Source organism: Sulfuricurvum sp., assembly GCF_028710345.1.
GTDB lineage: Bacteria > Campylobacterota > Campylobacteria > Campylobacterales > Sulfurimonadaceae > Sulfuricurvum.
In genome coordinates this window covers 19493-39752 of record NZ_JAQTUH010000005.1, presented here as the reverse complement: position 1 = coordinate 39752, position 20260 = coordinate 19493, and the positions used below count along the sequence as shown (strand labels likewise).

The following is a 20260-nucleotide window of genomic DNA, read 5'->3' as shown; positions in this document are numbered from 1 at the left end:
ACAAATATTCAGAGCTTATGCTACAATGTCATTATGATAGAACTCGATAACCGAACCGATAAAGAATATAACTTTCACAATTTAGAAACCATTGCTACTGCCCTGAGTCACCAAGAAATCGAACTCATCATCACCGATGATATTGAAATGCGAGAAATCAACCGTGAATTTCGCGGATTTGACAAAAGCACCGATGTCCTTAGTTTCCCAAGTGATCCATTTCCAGGTGCACCACTGGGGAGTATTATCATCAGTTGTGATAAAGTTGAAAGTGTCGCTCATGAGTTAGGTCATAGTGCGAATGATGAACTCTCTCTCCTCTTTATCCATGGGATGCTTCATCTCTTGGGGATGGATCATGAAGTTGATAACGGTGAAATGCGCCACAGAGAAGAAGAACTCGTTCGAGAGTTTAATTTGCCGTTGAGTCTGATACTGAGGAGTCAAGGGTAGAGCGTTTAGGTTGACCCAGTTTAATGTAACCCAATTCTAAAAGCTTATTGTAAATTCCCGATACCATTTCTCCTGCTACTTCTCCTCCATGACCTCCGTGTTCAACCAATACCGTCACAACAAACTGAGGGTTCTCTACTGGACCGTATGTGGTAAACCACGCATGAGAGCGTTGCAGATACGCCATACTTTTTTCATCCAGACGGTTTTTAACATTTTGAGAAATCCCTGTTGTTTGTGCCGTTCCTGTTTTACCTGCTATCGGAAAACGTGAGGTAATATGCCCTGTTGCCGTTCCCCCTTTCTCATTACACACAGCGATCATTCCCTGTTGTATAAAGGGGAGTTTTTGTTTTTCCAGCGGTGTCAAAACATCACGCGGTTTGGGTGTGAACTCTTTATCACCGATAGTTTTAGCAATATGGGGAACAGGGAGTTTACCCGTAGCGATGAGTGCTGTTAAATCTGCTATTTGAATCGGAGAAGCAAGAAAATCTCCTTGGCCGATTGAGGAATTGAGTGTATCACCATGAAACCATGGTTGTTTAAACCGTTTACGTTTCCATTCACGACTCGGAACGGTTCCAACAAATTCATTAGGTAAGTCAATCGATGTTTTTGTCCCCAATCCCATACGTGTTATGCCACGACTCATCGTATCAATCCCTACTCTCAAACTCCCCTCGTAAAAATAATCGTCGCAACTCTCTTTTATTGCTTTGACGATAGAGGTAGGTCCATGTCCTGTTTTTTTCCAATCCCGAAATGTTCGACCTCCGAGCTTCATCGAACCGGTGCTTTGAATAACCGTCGATTCATCCATTTTACCAGAACCAATATAGACAAGTCCCATCCCTATTTTAACGGTAGAGCCCGGAGGATAAAGACCATTGACGATTTTATTGGTAAAAGGAGCATACACACTGTTGATTAGATAATTCCACTGATCCGAGCTAACCCCCTCTACAAAGCCATTAAGATCATATTCAGGATAACTTCCGGCAGCATAAATCGCCCCATTGGTATCCATAACAACAATCGCTCCCACTTTGCCTACAAAAGCTGCGGTAATGTACTCTTGCAACCGCATATCCAAGTTGAGCACTAGATTACGGTTCTCTTGGGTCGCACTGCGCCCTATCTCTTCGATTTCGACATTATGGGCATTTACTTTTATACGTCGCTCCCCGGCTTCACCTTGGAGATAATTATTATAATATTTTTCGATCCCGCTTTTCCCGACATGCCCTAAAAGTTGTAATAAGGGATTATTTTCAACCTCTTTTTGATTCGCTTTGGCAACATAACCGATAATATGTGACCCCATATATCCGTGTGGATAGAGACGTTTTGTAGAAGGGGAAATTTTAATTGTTTCACGTAGATTCATCAATGCATAAAGAGGGATCATTGTCTCATGAGGGACAAAATCGACGACATCAATAAAACTATGGTTGTAATACGAATCTTCTGCACGATAAATTTTAATAATTTTTTTCCCATCAAGTGTTGGAATCATACTAAGAAGATAGTTAACTTCTTGTTCCAAAAGATGGATATCATCCCCTTTGGTTAAATGAGGAGCCAGAGATATTTTAAAACCAAGTTCATTAATGGCAATCGGTTCCAGTCGTCGATCCAAAATCTCACCGCGCACAGGGGGAGAAAGTTCTGTCTTGATACTGTTGTTTTGCGATAAGGTTTCATAGTGTTCATTGGATCTTACCGATAAATCAAATACACGGACAATCAATGCTATCCATGCAAGTATAAAAAATCCAAGTAAAAGTTTTATTTTCATCCGAATATCGCAATCACAGAAAATTCAATCCCCATATAAAAAAGGACGTGCCAATCTAATGAGGGTTGTGGTAAGAGTAAAATACCGTTCGCCATAGTAAGAAATATCCAAAATAGAAGATAGCTTGCGAGGACAAACAGTGCTTTAATACATACAGTACATCGCATATTTTGTTCTAATTTTGGGAGTAAATAATAACTTATAAGGGTAAAAAAAACGATGGAACTCCCAAACCAAAACCCTTTTTCAGCTTCAATCATTAACAACATAATCGAATACGCAATTAACGAAAAAAGATCGTGCCTACTCAATGCAAGGTAGAATAAAAATCCAACAACCGCCAGCATAGGGGGCAAAAAAAGATGAATACTACTAAGAGCACTATAAAAACTAAAAGCAACAATCCAAAAGAGTGTGCTTAGAGTGTTTTGATAAGTGATACTTCGTTGCATATAGGAAAATGTTTGCATTTTATACAATCAGCCCAAATCTTATGTTCGGGAATAGACTCTTTAGGGATTTCAATAAACCCTAAACGTTCAAAAAAAAGTTGTTGGTATGTCAGCGCTAAAACTTCATGTAATCCTAATTTTTTACCTTCTTGACACACTGTATCAACTAAAGTACTCCCAATCTTCTTTCCTCGGTATGTTTCATCAATAATCATAGAACGTATTTCGGCAAGATTAGGAGAATGGATATGAAGGGCACAAAAACCAATCAATTTTTCACCATCCATCGCCAAAGTATAAGATCGAATATTAGTGGCTATCTCATCATCACTACGGGCTAATATCACCCCATTCTCTATCTGCGGTGCTACCAATGCCTGCATCGATGGGATATCGTGAAGTGTAGGTTTTTTAAAGAATATTTCACTCACTCTTCATTCCCCTTTAACATTTTGTATAAAACAGAGACAATTTTATCAACTCCGCGACGTTTCGAATTAGAAACCATCAATGCATTCGGAAACCGTTTTTTAAGCTCATTGAGCTCTTTTTGATTAAGTTTGTCAATTTTCGTATAGACTTGGAGTATATGTTGATCTTCTGAACAAATATCTCGTAAATACTCTGCTACCGATGCATCTATCTCTAAATCGGGATGACGACAATCGATCAAATGGACAAACACTCGTATTTGTTTTCGCTCGGCAATAAAATTAGTGAGATTACTCTCCCAATCGGTTTTTAAACTTTTGGCAACTTTTGCGTATCCAAATCCCGGTAAATCGACCAATATTGCACTGATTTTCTCACCGCTATCACGATCCATAAAAACAGCATCAAAATAGTTAATCAAACGTGTTTTACCCGGTGTCGCCGATACTTTAGCCAATGATTTACGTTGCGTCAAAGTATTAAGAAGAGAGCTTTTACCTGTATTTGAGCGTGCCATAAACGCAACTTCGTTTTGAAACTCATTTTCAGGAGCTAAACGGATGGTGGGAGCAGAGGTGAGAAAAGCTGATTCAATAATCTCTATCATTTTGATGAACCTTTTTTGGTTGCATTTTTATCTTGCATCGTAAAAATCATCAACACCGGTTCACCATCAACACTGTCGGCATTTGCAAAGCCATGAACTTCGTTTACTACTACTTTGTCCCCTTTTACACGACGATAATCATCTATTCGAATCAAATCAACTTTAGTATAAAACTGATATTCACTCTCATTGGGTAGATAGACTGCCCGTTGTGATTTACCACGATATTTTTCATTATTTTCCGTAACGATATAAAATGAGACATCACCCTCAGCAATGTATTTAGTTGGTTTACGAGAGGCATCGGTGTAAATGGTCACTTTCGATGCATTTAATTCATCCAACCCTTTTGTAACTTTAACATTACCGGTAAAAACCGATAACCCTTTTGGCTGATCCCCTTTAAAGTTATCGGAGAGAACTTTAAGTTCATTAGCACTCATCGATAAAGCCGAAAATAGTAAAAAAAATATTAGTCGTTTATACATAGTTTATCCCTTATTTTAATTGATAGACACCTTGAATTCGGTCTGCCGAAACCGTATCAAGATTGAGATTATAATCAAGATGGATTCCCGAAATTGAGTTCCCCTCTTTCGTAATCTTAAAGGCTCTATCGGTTTTGATTAAGCCGTTTTTTTGATCATATTGCCCCTCTTCAGAGTAAAAATTAACTCCATCTGAGCGTACATAGTGGACACCTCCGTTGAGGGTTACAAGATCCCCCTTATATAGAGCATTGTCCGCACGAATCGATTCTAAAAGAGCTCTTTCGTTATTGGTAAATTTCCCCTCTTTAATAACGTATCGATCACTGTAATGGAGACCGTGCTTCCCTTCAAAATAACGATTAATCTTTAATGGTGAAATCTCATAAATGATAAAATTATTTAATTCAAATTGAGGAACCTCTTTCATATCTTTGTTACTTATATCATGCGGTTGAAAATATTCAAACATTCCAACAAGCAAAGCAAAAATCACAATAAAAAAGAGATTAATCGACATTTAAATCCATGCACTCACAAAGCGCTCTTCATCGCCGTTTTCTTTGAGAATAATATCAATCATTTCACGGACACACGCATCACCGCCTCGACGTTCTAAAACATGAGTTGATGATTGTATGTATTCTAATGCATCATTGGGTGAAAACGCTCTTCCTACCCATTGAAGCAGTTTAAGATCATTCAAATCATCACCGATTGCAGCTACTTCACTGGGTTCTATACCAAGAGTTTGACACAACTCTTGAGCCACTGCCCTTTTATCTTTGACCCCTTGAAAAAGGTGCGGTATATCAAGTTCACGTGCACGATTTGTGACGATTGCCGAATCACGACCGGTAATAATTGCCACTTCATATCCCATTTTCACAATCGATTTTAGTGCGAATCCATCACGAACATGAAAATTTTTTAGCTCAATTCCCTCATGGGTATAGGTAATCTTTCCATCACTCAGACATCCGTCAACATCAAGAATAATGAGACGAATCACAGCACACCTTTAGTACTTGGTGTCCCTGCACGGTCATTTTTAACCAATGCACGGCGAAGAGAGACGGCAAATGATTTAAAAGAGGCTTCGATAATATGGTGATTATTCGAACCGCGTTGCTGAACGATATGGGCACTGATTCCAGCATTAAAGATGACGGCACGAAAAAACTCATCAACCAATTCGGTATCAAAAGAGCCTACTTTTCCATTAATATCCAGCTCACAGTGTAAATAAGGGCGATTACTTAAATCCAAATCACACGATACACTTGCTTCATCCATAACGACGACGCTGTTTCCAAAACGCTCAACATTTTGAATCGGATACATCGCTTCTCTCAACGCTTGCCCTAAAACAATCCCTACATCTTCCACACTGTGGTGGTCATCAATATGAGTATCACCGACACAGGTGATTTCTAAATCCATCCACGCATGTTTTGCAAAGCTTTCCAACATATGATCCAAAAATCCAACTCCGGTAGAGATGGTACTTTTCCCCTCACCGTAGAGATTTAAAGTGAGAGAAATATCGGTCTCTTTTGTTTTACGACTTTTTTGAATCATCTCATTCCCTTGTAATAAATTGGCCACTAAAATAGCCTTGTGCTATGAAATCTCGAGCTTCAGCTTCGCTTCTAAATCCACGTAGCCATACACGGTATAGTTTATCGTTATTATACTGTGAATCTTTGATGATTGCAGAGTATCCTTTGAAACTCGCATACTTTTTCTGTGTTTCAACTGCACCATTGATGTTGGCAAATGCACCGATCTGAACGGCAAAAGAGGTAAGAATTTCCTGTTTTGGTCCTGCTGACATCACTTTATAATCGATAGTTTTAGTCCCTGTCGGTTCAAATCCTAATACCTCTAATCGGACGTTTGCATTCCCTTTTCCGACTAAATTAATCTCTTTCGCTGCAGCGTAGGAGAGATCAATAATTCGGCTCTCTACAAAAGGACCTCGATCATTTATTCGGACAACGGTATTAAGATTATTATCAAGATTCGTTACCCGAACAACGGTATTCATTGGCAACGTTTTATGAGCAGCACTCAACGCATTCATATCATACGTTTCACCACTACTGGTCATTTTTCCATGAAATTCCGATCCATACCAGCTTGCACGACCTGAAAATGTATCTCCTATTGCCACAACTGTAGGATAATATTCTTTACCCAATACTGTATAAGGACGCATTGATGCAACCGGTTCACCATTTTTTTTCATAATATCCGATGGTGCACTGTCCAAAACTGCCGATGGAGTTTTTTTTGAGGATTTTGGTTGTTTATAAGAGTAAGAACCTTTATACGTTGTACAACCGCTTAGTATCAGGATAGACAACGATAAAAATATTTTAGTTAGCAAGCTTGGATTCCTCATTCTCATTTACTTTAGGGGGGTTGAATGGATTACGCGATTTTAGATTGTCAAGATTGAAATTATACATTTTTATCGCTGAAACGGGAGGTTCTTCATAAACAATAACCTCCTTTTTAATAAATGTACGGCTAAGAGGAATTTTAAGATTACGGTTTTCTTTCATCTCATCTTTTTCGCTGAGCATATTTTCAGACATAATGGCTGAGCGCTCTACATTGTAACGCTTCGAAAGTGATACCAAACTCTCACCTGATTTGATTTTATGCATCACAAAATAATTTTTTAACCCTTTTGGATGATATTTTGCTTGAAATAAGGCAAGTTTGGATTCAGGGATATAGACCGGATAGGAGTTAACATTTGGAGGGGTAACACCCCGTTTAAGATGGGTATTAAGGAACTTTAATTTTTGTTTTGGCATCTCTAAAACAGCTGCCAAATTATCAATCTCCTCCCCTTCAGGCAAATAGACGGTTGCAATAGGATTTTTAGATGCTACACCGATTAAATGGTCATATTGAATCTGTTCTAAAAATACACGATCACTGGCTAGCAGTGCAAGAGCCAAAATACGACGGATATATCGACGGCTTTCAGGGGGGATGTACCCTTTATTGGGATTGGTTAAGACACTAAGTTCACTGCTATGGGCTTCTCTAATAGCATGGGAAAGTTTGCCGTCACCGCAATTGTAAGCAATGATAGCCAAATACCATTTTCCAAACTGCTTATGTAACTGTGAGAGATAGGTAATAGCGGCTCGCGTTGATTTAATATGATCACACCTCTCATCCACATAAGAGGTAATTTTCAGTCCGTGCACTTTTCCTGTCTCAGGCATAAATTGCCACAATCCGCTCGCCCCGCGCGAAGAGGTTGAGACGGTATCAAGTCCTGATTCTGCCAAGGCAATAAATAAAAACTCTTCAGGAAGATCCGATTGAGCAATAATAGAGGAGAGCATAGGTATCAATATATCGGCATTATCAGATGAATTAGCAAATCCGTTAAGTGAACAATCACGTTTTCGCTCACTGTACTCATCATGCAAATATGGGTCGTTTAAAAAAGAGGAAGGGACATCAAAATGTTTTAAAACTTCTGATTTTTTTGAATCGTGGGTATCAAATGCAAGAGAAAAAAGAGGATAAGGAATCATTATTAGGAAAAGTAACCAACGCAAAGTACCCTCCTCTTAAGTTAAATATGATACCACTAAACTATTAAATTTCCAAATAACCTTGTTGAATTTTGTGTTGTCAAAGATTCGATATCCTCGATTTCACTCTCTAAAAGATCGGATACTTTTTGGGCTACCAAACGAGTATAGGCACTCTCGTTACGCGCTCCTCTATGAGGATGCGGGGTTAGGTAGGGGCCATCTGTTTCGAGTATCAATTTATCTTTTGGAATGCGGGGTAGAATATTGATCAATTTTTTAGCGTTACTAAACGTTACAACACCACCAATCCCAAAATAAAAATTTTGCTCTGAAAGTGAGAGAAGTTCATCATCAGCATTGTAACAATGGAGCACTCCCCCTACTTCTCCTGCACCCTCTTCCAATAAAATCATCTTTGCATCATGAGAAGCATCACGGATATGGACGATCAAAGGTTTTTGTACTTTTTTCGCAAAACGGATTTGTGTTCGAAAGACCTCCTCTTGTCTTTGTTTTTCTCTTAATTTCTCTTCATCCGTCCCTTCAAGACGAAAATAATCCAATCCGCATTCTCCGATTGCGATACATTTGGGATGCACCGCATAAGACTCAAAATCGACCGATTCCATATGCTCCATATCGTAAGGGTGAACCCCAACCGCAAAATAGACATTAGGATAGTGTTCACAAATCTCAACTGCTCGCGGCAACGTAGCGGGGTGCGCTCCGGGGATAACAAAGGCTCGAACATCAGCTTTCAGGGCACGCTCCATCATTGCATCAAAATCGTCACGATAGCGTTCATCGTCGAGATGGACATGTGTGTCGATAATCATAATCTATACTCCAACTTAACACGTTCAAAAAGATCACGTGCGAATCCTCTGGCTTCTTCACTGATAGCATCACCGCTGATTATACGAGCAATCTCTTCGACTCTTTCCCCCTCATTCAACTCACGGACACGACTCTCATCGTCTTTATAGATCAAAAAGTGTTGTTGCCCCATCGAGGTGAGTTGCGGTTGATGGGAGATGACAAAGATTTGGTACCGTGAAGAGAGATGGCGTAAGACCCTAGCGACGCTCATCGACTCTTCACCGCTCAAATTCGCATCGATTTCATCGAGCATCAGCACTCCACCCTCATCATCCATACTCTCCACCCGTAGGGATAATAGTGCCAAACGGAGCCTATTAAACTCCCCTGAACTGAGCTTATCCAATGAAGTCCCCTCTAATCCTAAAACTATCTTATCTACCCCTGCACCATGATGTTCAGTTGTCATAATCGACAATGTTGCGGGACGTAAATAGAGCATAGAAAGATACGTATTGAGTTTTTCTAACAGCGATGGAATTGTCTCATGACGCTCTTTTGAAAGTTTTTGTGATAACTCTATCAAAAGAGTTTGGGACTCTTGGATTTTACGGAGTAAATCTTTTTTCGAGTATTCGATGTTTTCATACGATTCCAGTTCTTTGGACTTTTGTTCACGGTATTCGAGTGCTTCGGCAATACCGCCGTAACGACGTTTCAGTTCTGCAAGCGATTCGATACGGTTAAGAACCTCTTCGATAGAGACCTCTTCGAGAAGCTCTAGTTTATCCATAGCCCCCTCAAAAACACCCCGTAACTCATTCATCGCATCGTCAAAAAAACCGCTTTCAACATCTAACAGTGACAATGCCGAAGTGACCTGATTTTCAAATCGCAAAATCTCTTCGGCACTTTTTATCGCCTCTTCAATCTTCTCTTTTTTAGAGAGCTGTTTTTTAATCATCGAGAGCTCTTCATCTTCCCCTAAAGTGGGTTTGATAGTATCGATTTTAGCAATTTCGAAGGCGGCAAACTCTTTAAGTTCTGCGAGTTTTGATTCTTGGGCTTCTATAGAGCGCAACTCCTCCACCAGTGTTTTGTGTATCTCAAATATCTCTTTATGTTTTTGGAGAGTTTGAGTATATTCTGCCATACCAATCGCTATTTTTTCATCCACCATTTTGAGCAGTGACAAAGGTTCAAAATCGCTGTAATCTTTTAAACTCAAATGACGGCAATACCCTCCGCTAATCTTCTCCATAGAGGATTTTGAGGTGCGTTGGTTGTTGATAAAATAGGAGGTTTTCTCTTTTTTGACATGACGAAAAATATTGATATCATCATTTTCAATCCCATACTCTTCTTCATCAATTTGCCATTTGACCGAAGATTCACATATCGATGCTTCGACACTATCAAGCCCTACCGATGCCAAAATCGAACGCATTAAAATCGATTTTCCACTTCCGCTGGGTCCGGTAAAAACGATTAACCCGGGATTAAATTCGAGTTCAGCCTCTTTAAAACTAAGAAACTCTTTGAGATAAAAACGCTCGATCACCGATTATTTCCCCCAGCCCATTTTTTCTTTAAGTACTTCAAAATAGTTAAACTCTTTTCGATGAATCAGATGGGCTGTTCCACTCGCTAGTTTGATATTGACGGTATCTTTATGGCTGATTTTTACTAAATCTTGACCGTCTATGATAACCAATGCACTCGCGTCGGGCGTTTTCATCTCGATTTCAAAATGCCCCGGAAAAACCATAGGACGCTGTGTGAGCGAATGGGGGCATATCGGTGTCAAGGCAAATACCTGAGATAATGGGAAAAGAACCGGTCCCCCTGCGGAGAGGTTGTACGCGGTTGAACCTGTCGGAGTAGAGACGACAACTCCATCGCCATAGTAAGTGTTAAAACTTTGCCCATCAACATAAGTCTCGACATGAATCATTTTAGCAATAGAGGGGCGTGTTAATACGATATCGTTAAATGCGAATACCTCATTAACCCCCTTTTGAGTTACAATCGTCGCTTGCAATATAGCGCGCTGATCGATACGATATTCACCAAGTAACATTTTTTCGATAAAATTTTCAAGTTCTGCAAAATCCAAATCGGCTAAAAATCCAAGTTTTCCGGCATGAATTCCCAAAACAGGCAACTGATAATGGTATGAGCGTCGAACGGCGGAGATCAACGTCCCATCTCCCCCTATCGTCATTAAAAAATCGCTATTTTCACACATCATATCAAAAGGCTGACCCATTACATCAATCATACCACCACTGATATTATCAATAATAACCTCAATGCCACGGGATTCAAAAATCCGTTTTGCTTCAAAAAACATCTCTTTGAGCTCTGGTGTGGAGGGGCGTAATACAATACCGACACGTTTAATAGTTGTTAATTTCAATATTTTACTCACAAATTCATTTTGACTCTATTATAACTCACTTTTCGCTCAAGGCTAAAAATCTTGCAATTTGCCATTTTTTACTATTTGGGACGAAACGCTTTAATAACCGCTTCGTTACATTCCAAATAGGGTCCCTCAATCAAATCGATGCAATACGGCACAGCAGGAAATACCGCGTCCAAACATTCACGAATCGATTTAGGTTTCCCCGGAAGATTGATGATAAGGCTCTTGCCACGGATTCCCGCCGTCTGACGTGAAAGGATCGCTGTAGGGACGTATTTAAGGCTCACAGAACGCATTAACTCACCAAACCCCGGCATCATCTTCTCACAGACGTTCTCCGTCGCCTCAGGAGTCACATCACGACGTGCAGGACCTGTCCCTCCTGTTGTTACTACTAAACAGCACCCCTCACGATCACACAACTCCATCATCGTCTCTTCAATCGTATCTTGATTATCAGGGATACAACGGTACACAATCTCATGTTCAGATTTTAGATAATCCTTCATCGACTCTTGGATCGCAACCCCTGAAATATCTTCATAAATCCCTGCACTTGCACGGTCTGATGCGGTAATAACCCCTATTTTAATCATTATTTTCTCCTAAATTAATAAATAAAGTCACGTTTGTTCTCCTAATCTTTTGAAGTTTTCTTTACAATTTAAATAAAACTTGAGTATAATAACTACACTGGATTGCAGATTGGCGATCGGCTTCAAGCCTCAGAGGATTCTCTGGGGCTTTTTGCTTTTTATGGATATACTTTAAGCCCAACTCCTTCAACTCTCCCACTATCTGATTTATGAAATTTATCTTTTAGCACTTCAAATGCTCTATTTGTCTGTTCAGGTTTGAGAACACTCAATCCAATCGGTCGAGCCACCAAATCAGCCAGTTGCAAACCTGCTGAATTGCTCATTTTATTGGCGAGAATAATTTCAAAAGGAAACCGTATATTTTTAAAGTTATATCCGTCGCATACTCTGCGAAATTCGAGTTCCAATTCTTCGTCTTCGTTTTTCCCTCGTTGTTCTACGATGATATGTGTCATTTTAGTATGTTCATTTTTCGATTCCAAAAATCGATAGGTTCGCTCCATGCAATATTTTAGAGCGATATCGTATGGACTATTCGTATGACTGAACAGTTTGTCTTTTTGGATGACCGTAGCGATAATCGTAAAATCTTCCTCATAGATGATTTGTGTCAATTCATCTATAAAAGCCTCTTTTTTCTCTTTTGAATTAAGAATTTTGAACCAACCCTTATCTCGACGAATCTCATTTTCGTGAAGCACCACCATATCGTGACCGAAATGCTTAAATTTGAAATCTTTGAGTTTTAAAACTGCACTTTGAGAATACTTCTCTTTGTCGAAAATACAAAAAGCCAAAACAAATATCGGGAAATCTTTATTGATAGACGTCAGTGAATGGTCACCGCTTTCATCGACATAAACGATGTAGTTGCTGAAATTCATTTTGATTCCCTATCCATCATCTCTTCATAAAGTTTAAAGAGGTTTCTGATTTTAATACCATCCATTTCACAGCCCCTCCTGTAAAAAATGGTTTCCTCTTCGAATCGATGTGACAGTAGCATAAGGGAGAAAAAACTCGCGCGTGCTTGCAACATCTATCACACGATCTTCGAGTCCTAAATAGACCTCAATCCGTACCCCTTTGGAGCGTATAGCCTCCATCAACTCGTTTGTCCACTCAAAATAGAGAAGTTCTCGGAGATTTTCCTCATTATCTTCATGATTGAGTTCAACGTCATGTACGGGATAGGGGGAGAAGCAGTTGATGAGAAAACTCTCCCGATATCCTTGTGGAGAGCGGACGAATCCTTTTAGTTGCAGTTTTTTAAACGCTTCAGTTTGTGTTTGAAAAAAAGCTGGGGAAAAAAGTTGCAAGGTATCGATACGATGGGTTGCTTCGAGAGCATAGTGTGCCGCTTTGATGGAGCCGTAGCTAAATCCAGCGACGCTATAGAGACTCTTTTCTAAAAAATTATCGAAATAGTGAGTCTCGTTTTTGAGGGAAAAACCGCTATAAAATATCACGCATAGTCTCTTTGGCTAACGATTTGGAGATATGTTCATATTCGCTCAAAATCGCCTCTATTTTCTCTACCGGTTTTTCATATCGTTCCAATAAAATCTTCGTCTCTTCGAACAACCGTTTCATTAACTCTTCACTATCACTTGGCTTTGGAAAGAGTGAACTTCCCATACCGTATTCATTAACCATCGATTTTACCAGTGTTCTAGCCACCTCTAAATCATGCGATACAGATGAAGCATGTTCACCGAAACGTAACTCACACGCAGCGAGTCCGGCGAGATGTATCCGTACATGCGATTCAATCTCGTGTTTTAGCAGAGGCTCGGAGACGGGAGGGGTAATCGTATCATTACTGAGGGTGATTTTTTCATACGCTAAATCAAACCATGTAGCGGCAAACACTTTTCCCGCTTGATAACGTGCTTGATATTGACGCTGTTTATCGCTCAGCATGGTGAGACGTTTTTTACCCAACATTACTTTATCTTTGACGGCTAAAAAATGGGTCATGTTGACTTGAAATTCGCGGTTACGCAGACATAATAACGCCGCTTCATTGACTAATGCGGCTAATGAAGCACCGTTAAATCCTACCGTCATTTTCGCGACATCTTCGGTTTTTAAATCGTGCGGAATATGGTGGAGATATTTTTCCAAAATAGAGATACGTTCACTTGCTGTCGGAAGCTCCACAAAAACACGACGATCAAATCGCCCCGAACGGAGCAATGCACTGTCCATAATATCGATATTGTTGGTAGCGGCGATGACGATAATACCGCTGGTATCCTCAAACCCATCCATCTCGGTCAAGAGCTGATTAAGCGTCCCCTCCCGCTCATCATTACGCTCACCACCCCGTTTTTTACCAACCGCATCTATCTCATCGATAAAGATGATGGAGGGGGCATTTTTTTTCGCGGCGGCAAAGAGTTCATGTACCCGTTTTGCCCCCATCCCGACATAAATTTGGACAAAAGATGCACCGCTTTGGTAGAAAAAAGGGACATCCGCTTCGGCGGCAACCGCTTTGGCAATCATCGTTTTACCGACGCCCGGAGGGCCTACGAGCAATACACCGCGTGGCATACGGGCACCAAAGCTGTAGTAGCGTTTCGGATTGCGTAAAAAATCGATAATCTCTTCGAGTTCCTCTTTGACATCACCTATCCCACCGATATCGCTAAAGCGCACCGTCGATTTTACCGGAGTGGGTGAAGATGGTGACGAGGCTTCAGCTTCGAGTGATTTAGTCGGTGAAGGAGGTGGCGTTCTCTCTTCATGAACGATGGCATCGATACGGCGAGTATTATAAACCCATCCGATAGCTCCTAAAATGACCGTTACAACCAAAAATAGCCAAATCCATCCATTCGACTTTTTTTCCTCGATTTTGAGATGTGAAGTTAATTCTAAAGGGACTTGTGATGATGGAATTTTAGCAACACCCTCTTTTTCGGTAAAAAGATAGAGATATCCTCCGTCAATCACCGCTTTTTCAACTTGATTCGACTGAACAATACGGGTCGCTTCATCAAGAGATACAAGAGCACTACTCTCACGTAGAAGGGCATACAGAAGTAATAAAAGAATTATTCCCCCCGATGCTAATACAATGAGCTGATTACGATTAAACTTGAGCTGTGTTATGTTCATTTTCTACCTCGTATTTCTCTAGTGTAATCCAATTTCCCGCTAAATCTTCATCGCTTTTTATAACAATCTTATTAAAAAATTGATCCAAACCGCTGTAAAGTCCATTATCTCCTGATTCTACTAAAATATCGAGTGGAGAAGTAACGTTTCGGCGAAATCGGAGATTATTCGCATTTATTAAACTATTAAGTTCCGCAAGACGTTTACTCGATACTGCGCCGTTAATTTGATCTTTCATCAGAGCACTCGGTGTACCATCACGCTTGGAGTAGGTAAAGGGGTGTATGTGTGTCAAATGAAGCTCTTGAATATTTTTCATTGCCTCTTCCCACAACGCATCACTCTCCCCCGGATGCCCGACGATAAAATCGGTTCCCAAAGCAAATCCGCGCTCATGCAACATCCCAAAAAGTTCACGATCACTCTCAAAACGGTTACGGCGGTTCATCAGGCGAAGCATCTCATTGGAGCTGTGTTGTATCGCAATATGGAGATGTCTCTCCAACCACGATTCACCCAATATTTCTCGAAAAGAGTCATTAATCTGAATCGGTTCGAGTGAACCTACTCGGATACGACGCACACCACGGATGAGGGACATCTTTTTCATCAGTTCCGCAATATTACGCCCCTCGCCTTGACCATAACTTCCGACATTGGTCCCCGTTAGGACAAACTCCCCAAATCCATTCCCCGCCAAACGGTTCACTTGTTCTAAAATCTTAGATTCATCCATACTCCGTGCATCACCGCGAACAAAGGGGATGATACAGTAGTTACACCGAAAATTGCACCCCTCTTGGATTTTGATAAATGCTCGTGATTTTCCGATAAACTCATCCACAATCGCATCATCGATATAATTCAAATCTCCAATCTCATAAAAACGCTCTGTTGTCGATAAAAGAGTATTAATCTTCATCTTCTCCGACTGACCGAATACGCCGTGTACTTTCCCCGCACCAAAAAGCCCCTCCCCTTTGGTATGGGCACCGCAACCGGTGAGAAAAATCTTTTGTCCGCGCTTTTCGACACTATTAATATAGCCACGAACACTTACATCAGCACCGTTGGTAACCGTACAGGAATTAACGACAACGATAGAAGCTTCGGATTCATTCTCCGTCACCTCATAGTCGCTTAAACCGCTCATCATCACTTGGGAATCGAACAGATTGGTGCGACAACCGAACGTTTTAAAATAAACTTTTGGCTTCATGATTCTTCAATCGGCATAAGAGATTTTGCGGCGCTAGGAGAGGCGTAAATCATTTGTGTAGGATACGCAATCGTAATATCATCCTCTATATTAAACGCATCAACAATTTCAGCAGATATCGTACTGCGCAACGTCAAAGTAGCATACGCGTTGGTCAAATACCAAGCACTTACTTTCATCCCGTTTGGCTCGATAAAGGTAAAAATACGGGGCTCAACATTGGTATTTTTCAAACTGTAGCGATCACGCAATTTGTTGAGTTGTTTACGGGTAATATCGGTGTAGCCTTTAGAATATTTTCGGCAAATCTCTTTGGCAATGTGAGACGCTTTTTTATGGTTCGAATCAAAGGTAATAACAATATCAATCCCATCCCACACAGTTTTAAGAGAACCATGGGTATAGTTGGCGATTAGTGAGGTAAAAATATAGTTATTCGGGACAAATATAATACGTCCACCCCGACGGTTATGCATAACAGTAGTTAAGGTTATATCTTCCAGTAGTGTAATCCGTTGAAGTGAAACGTCCAAGACATCTCCTAAATAGATCATCCCGTCTTTTTCGACACGGATACGATCACCCACATGTATCGAACCACCAACGACGATAACTAGCCACCCCAATGCAGACATGAACCAGTCACGCATCGCAATAGCAAGACCCGCTGAAGCAAATCCAAGAACGGTTGCGAGATAGCCCACATTATCGATATAACTAAACATCAAAATCAAAATAATCAAGGTAAAATTGACAAAGGTTAAAATCTTATTTGCCGTGTAAAACCGCTCATTATCGAGAATGTAGCGTTTAATGACCCGTTTCAGTAAAAAAGAGAGGAAAAACAAGATAAAGATGACCAATCCGATATTAAACAACTTATAGAGCTGATCTTTTATCTCTTTGTTGATTTTTGCTTCGGTCGATTCAATCCGTTTTTCATAAACATCTGCGGTCGAGATTAAAGTATCGAGCGCAAGTTTAAACTTTTCGACTTGAAGAAGCGTCGCTTCCAGTTCTACCTCATAATCTCCTTTTGGGTTAAGGCGTATCAAGTCTTTGTATACCGTAACTTGACGTTCCAATAATGAGATAAGCTCTTGTAAATCATCTTCCCGTAAAACATAATCCTGATACTGACTATTAAGACGTTTAACATACGAAAGACCCGTAACTATTTGAAATGGATTAGTGATTGAGGGGAGTGTTCCCGCTTCATCCGGTTTAAGAAGTGAAACAAAAGGAGATGTCCCTTGAGCTTTGAGTAACTCTACTTGATCGGTCAGAATTTTTTCTTTTGCTTGCAACGCTTCCGATTCTAATTTACGCTCTACACTTGGGGTGTAATCTTGGAGCTGATCGAGCCTGGATCTAACCTCGCGAAGACTTTTACGTGCTTCTTGATACGCCATAAACGAGTTATAGCTTTTAATCCATATACTATTATCACGTGAAAGCTCTTTTTTGATTTTTGAAAGCTCATCTTGAACATTTTGAAGCTCAGCCTCTTTTGCTGAGGCATCCAGTTGAGCTTGAAGTGCTTTCTCCTCTTTGAGTTTTAATTTCTCCTGCTTTGTGGTGGCATCAAGCGTTGATGCAAGGGTAAAAATTACGAGTAAAACAGCTAAAAATAGTTTCATTTAAAACAATCCACCATCAATAGCTGAAAAAGTAGAAAGTACTTTTTTGACTATTGCCGGCTCAATACTATCGGTAATCTCAACATCACCGATTCCACGAGGAAGGATAAATGTAATGGCACTGTCGGCACTTTTTTTATCCAAGAAAAAAGCCTGATAAAATTTTTCGACATCGACTATTGTGTACGAAAGCGGAAGATCATATTTTGCTAATAAGTTCTTAACCCGCATCGCTTCATCGCTATTCATAAGCCCCGATACAACAGCCAACTCGTTTGCCATCACCATACCGATGGCAACACATTCCCCATGTAAATAGGTCTCGTATTTAGTCTCATTTTCAATAACATGCCCGAAAGTATGTCCGTAATTTAGTGCCGCACGAAGCCCCTGCTCTTTTTCATCCTCTTCAACCACACGCGCTTTTGTCTCAACCGCTTTGGTGATTGCTGTTATAAGATTATCGCCGTGTTGGAGATTATTATTCTCCAACCATTCGAAAAAATCACGATTAAACGTCACTGCCATTTTAACAATCTCAGCTACCCCTGCTCCAAATTCACGACTTGGCAACGTGGATAAAAAACTCGGATCAATATGAACGGCACGCGGTTGATGAAACGCACCGATGAGATTTTTTCCGTATTTGTTGTTGATCCCCGTTTTTCCACCGACACTCGCATCAACTTGGGATAAAAGGGTGGTCGGGATTTGAATAAAATCGATACCACGGTTATACAGGCTCGATGCAAATCCCCCCATATCACCGATAACACCACCACCAAAAGCAATCAACAGTGATTTACGGTTTAGGCGGTGATCGAACATCCGATCTAAAATAAACTCTATACTTTCCCAATTTTTGTACTGTTCACCATCAGGAATTGTAATAATATAGACCTCTTTGGCACGTAGTTGTCCAAGGAGCGTTTGCAAATGCAATCCTGCAATTTTCGGATTGGTGAGAATAGCTACTTTGCCATTAAATTCGATAAGAGAAAGTGGCCCGATATGAATCGGATAAGAGTCGTCAATGGTGCGATTAAGTGTGATGTTCAGTGTCATAAAAAGCCTGCTAAAATAAGGGTATAGAATTATACTATAATACTTTAAATGGGCTTAATCTTATATTTGTGTAGGGATAAATAACTGATGATAATTGTCCAATTTCATATATAAAATTTCAGGATCAGTTGCAAATAAACGTTTAAGTGGGCTTTGAAACATTTTTCGAGTAAAAGGGAGGCATTGTAAAAAATTATCGTACTCTCGCAAGAAACGGATTGGATTGTCTTCGGTTTTAACAACCGTAATAGATTTAGAAAAAATCGTAGAGAGGTTGCTAAAATGTTCAATCGACTGCGTAATATTCTCACGCTCCTCAATCGTATAATCGATCAATTCAAGATTAAATCCAAGCTGAGAAGCAACATCAAATACGGTAGTCGAGATATGTTCTACGTGGTTATCATCACCCAAAATAACCAATGCTTGTTGAAGCTGCGAAAATGAGCGATTTGCCAATTTTAAGACAGGTACGTTTCCTTCATATAACTTTTCTCGAATAGATGTACGAGCAAACATACTTTGAGAAACGATAAAAAGTCCGATATGGTGTTTTTTGATATCGTTTAAAATGAAATCATCATCCATAGAAATTTTATAAAGAATCTCTATCTCAACCCCTTTTGTGGCATACGATTTTATCATTCGTAAAATTTCGACGCTACTAGGATTAACAATTTTAATAAGTAACGGCTTTTTAAGTTTACGCTGTATGTAGACGCTACGACGTACCAACTCTGAAATACTATGAGCCTTTTCATGCGCCATATCGATATACAAATAAAGCTTGCTTCCAAAAGGGGCAGGAAATTGCCCTAATTCCCGTTTGATGGCACGATACACCGATTTTAAAACACTTGGTTCTCCTATTAAAACCAAAATATCATTCGGTTGAATCATCTTTTGATCACTGGGGATAATAAGTTGTCGGTTCCGATAAATCGCTGCTATTTTCCAGTTGTTTTGTTCGATTGAACCGATATGTCGGTAAACAAACGAACTCCCAAAAGGGACTAAAACTTCCATAATTTCGCCATTACCCAATCCAATATTTTGAGCCAAAACAGGGATATTTGGGAGGCGATCAATGAGATTTAATGATAATATTTGACGCATATTAATCCACTCAACACCATCATCTTGACTTTTAGAGTTCCATAAGTCGAGGGCAATAATGCGAATATTTGGCTTAAGAGCACGGATATTACTGATAGTTTGGCGAAGTTCCGTTTGATTTTCCATTGCTAAAATAGCTTGGGTAAAATCAGTTTTTAAAATATTAGAAATTTTATAGTAACTGGTCGGATCAAAATTGAAAAATTTAAAGCGTGAGGGATTGTAACCACTATATCCATCCGTATCTTTAGGAGAAATCACATAATAGACATTTTCGGTGGTGTGCGTACCGATAACCCCCTCAATAAAATGGTTACCGATTGCCCCGTCACTAACGATTAAAATTTTTTTCATTTGACTCAACTTTAAATAATTGGCGTGATTGTACCATAGAATTATTTTTGTATTATCTTGGGAGTTCTATAGAATATTAAAAAAAATGATAT

General features: G+C 39.9%; 22 protein-coding genes. 1 reads left to right on the top strand and 21 read right to left on the bottom strand.

What is annotated here, in order from left to right; translation table 11 throughout:
- Positions 1-33: 33 nt before the first annotated feature.
- Positions 34-453, top strand: a complete 420-nt coding sequence (gene ybeY, locus PHC76_RS07780) for an rRNA maturation RNase YbeY (protein ID WP_299972656.1) — start codon at positions 34-36, stop codon at positions 451-453.
- Here the strand turns inward: ybeY and mrdA are convergent.
- From mrdA to PHC76_RS07675, 21 genes are all read right to left on the bottom strand, one after another.
- Complete coding sequence (gene mrdA / locus PHC76_RS07775) at positions 413-2254, bottom strand: penicillin-binding protein 2 (protein ID WP_299972658.1); 1842 nt, start codon at positions 2252-2254, stop codon at positions 413-415. The genes ybeY and mrdA overlap by 41 nt on opposite strands.
- Positions 2251-2724, bottom strand: coding sequence for a hypothetical protein (locus tag PHC76_RS07770; protein ID WP_300209923.1), 474 nt, complete (start codon positions 2722-2724; stop codon positions 2251-2253). The genes mrdA and PHC76_RS07770 overlap by 4 nt, the downstream gene beginning before the upstream one ends.
- On the bottom strand, positions 2673-3089 hold the full coding sequence (locus PHC76_RS07765; protein WP_299972675.1) for an N-acetyltransferase: 417 nt from the start codon (positions 3087-3089) through the stop codon (positions 2673-2675). Before PHC76_RS07765 ends, PHC76_RS07770 begins: the two co-directional genes overlap by 52 nt.
- 44 nt (positions 3090-3133) lie before the next feature.
- Complete coding sequence (yihA, locus tag PHC76_RS07760; protein ID WP_299972662.1) at positions 3134-3745, bottom strand: ribosome biogenesis GTP-binding protein YihA/YsxC; 612 nt, start codon at positions 3743-3745, stop codon at positions 3134-3136.
- Positions 3742-4233 (bottom strand): lipopolysaccharide transport periplasmic protein LptA, encoded by a 492-nt coding sequence (lptA, locus tag PHC76_RS07755; protein ID WP_299972663.1) that lies wholly within the window; start codon positions 4231-4233, stop codon positions 3742-3744. Before lptA ends, yihA begins: the two co-directional genes overlap by 4 nt.
- Before the next feature lie 10 nt (positions 4234-4243).
- Positions 4244-4753 carry an LPS export ABC transporter periplasmic protein LptC gene (gene lptC, locus PHC76_RS07750; protein WP_299972665.1) on the bottom strand — a complete coding sequence of 170 codons (510 nt, stop codon included), beginning with the start codon at positions 4751-4753 and terminating at the stop codon, positions 4244-4246.
- On the bottom strand, positions 4754-5245 hold the full coding sequence (locus PHC76_RS07745; RefSeq protein WP_299972667.1) for an HAD family hydrolase: 492 nt from the start codon (positions 5243-5245) through the stop codon (positions 4754-4756).
- Positions 5242-5814, bottom strand: coding sequence for an imidazoleglycerol-phosphate dehydratase HisB (gene hisB, locus PHC76_RS07740; protein ID WP_299972668.1), 573 nt, complete (start codon positions 5812-5814; stop codon positions 5242-5244). The genes PHC76_RS07745 and hisB overlap by 4 nt, the downstream gene beginning before the upstream one ends.
- A gap of 1 nt (position 5815) precedes the next feature.
- Entirely contained in the window at positions 5816-6625 is an 810-nt protein-coding gene (locus tag PHC76_RS07735) for a septal ring lytic transglycosylase RlpA family protein (RefSeq protein WP_299972670.1), read from the bottom strand.
- Complete coding sequence (locus PHC76_RS07730) at positions 6615-7823, bottom strand: lytic transglycosylase domain-containing protein (protein WP_299972671.1); 1209 nt, start codon at positions 7821-7823, stop codon at positions 6615-6617. Before PHC76_RS07730 ends, PHC76_RS07735 begins: the two co-directional genes overlap by 11 nt.
- Positions 7824-7855: 32 nt before the next feature.
- Positions 7856-8638 carry a TatD family hydrolase gene (locus PHC76_RS07725; protein WP_300209921.1) on the bottom strand — a complete coding sequence of 261 codons (783 nt, stop codon included), beginning with the start codon at positions 8636-8638 and terminating at the stop codon, positions 7856-7858.
- A complete protein-coding gene (locus tag PHC76_RS07720; protein WP_299975264.1) occupies positions 8635-10182 on the bottom strand; it encodes an AAA family ATPase in 1548 nt (515 codons plus the stop codon). Before PHC76_RS07720 ends, PHC76_RS07725 begins: the two co-directional genes overlap by 4 nt.
- Positions 10183-10185: 3 nt before the next feature.
- Positions 10186-11040 (bottom strand): NAD(+)/NADH kinase, encoded by an 855-nt coding sequence (locus PHC76_RS07715; protein ID WP_299975275.1) that lies wholly within the window; start codon positions 11038-11040, stop codon positions 10186-10188.
- Between the two features lie 83 nt (positions 11041-11123).
- The gene (gene mog, locus PHC76_RS07710; protein WP_299975267.1) at positions 11124-11645 is read right to left on the bottom strand and encodes a molybdopterin adenylyltransferase; all 522 of its coding nucleotides are present in this window, start codon (positions 11643-11645) and stop codon (positions 11124-11126) included.
- 158 nt (positions 11646-11803) lie between these two features.
- Complete coding sequence (locus tag PHC76_RS07705) at positions 11804-12532, bottom strand: DUF3800 domain-containing protein (protein ID WP_299975270.1); 729 nt, start codon at positions 12530-12532, stop codon at positions 11804-11806.
- Positions 12533-12598: 66 nt separating this feature from the next.
- Positions 12599-13117, bottom strand: coding sequence for a pimelyl-ACP methyl ester esterase BioV (gene bioV / locus PHC76_RS07700; protein ID WP_299975273.1), 519 nt, complete (start codon positions 13115-13117; stop codon positions 12599-12601).
- On the bottom strand, positions 13104-14774 hold the full coding sequence (locus tag PHC76_RS07695) for an ATP-dependent metallopeptidase FtsH/Yme1/Tma family protein (protein ID WP_300209919.1): 1671 nt from the start codon (positions 14772-14774) through the stop codon (positions 13104-13106). The genes bioV and PHC76_RS07695 overlap by 14 nt, the downstream gene beginning before the upstream one ends.
- Complete coding sequence (gene mtaB, locus PHC76_RS07690) at positions 14749-15993, bottom strand: tRNA (N(6)-L-threonylcarbamoyladenosine(37)-C(2))-methylthiotransferase MtaB (protein ID WP_299974667.1); 1245 nt, start codon at positions 15991-15993, stop codon at positions 14749-14751. Before mtaB ends, PHC76_RS07695 begins: the two co-directional genes overlap by 26 nt.
- On the bottom strand, positions 15990-17633 hold the full coding sequence (locus tag PHC76_RS07685) for a mechanosensitive ion channel domain-containing protein (RefSeq protein ID WP_299974664.1): 1644 nt from the start codon (positions 17631-17633) through the stop codon (positions 15990-15992). Before PHC76_RS07685 ends, mtaB begins: the two co-directional genes overlap by 4 nt.
- A complete protein-coding gene (aroB, locus tag PHC76_RS07680) occupies positions 17634-18698 on the bottom strand; it encodes a 3-dehydroquinate synthase (protein ID WP_299974661.1) in 1065 nt (354 codons plus the stop codon). It abuts the gene before it with no gap.
- Positions 18699-18758: 60 nt separating this feature from the next.
- Positions 18759-20168, bottom strand: a complete 1410-nt coding sequence (locus PHC76_RS07675) for a TrkA C-terminal domain-containing protein (protein WP_299974658.1) — start codon at positions 20166-20168, stop codon at positions 18759-18761.
- Between the last annotated feature and the right edge of the window lie 92 nt (positions 20169-20260).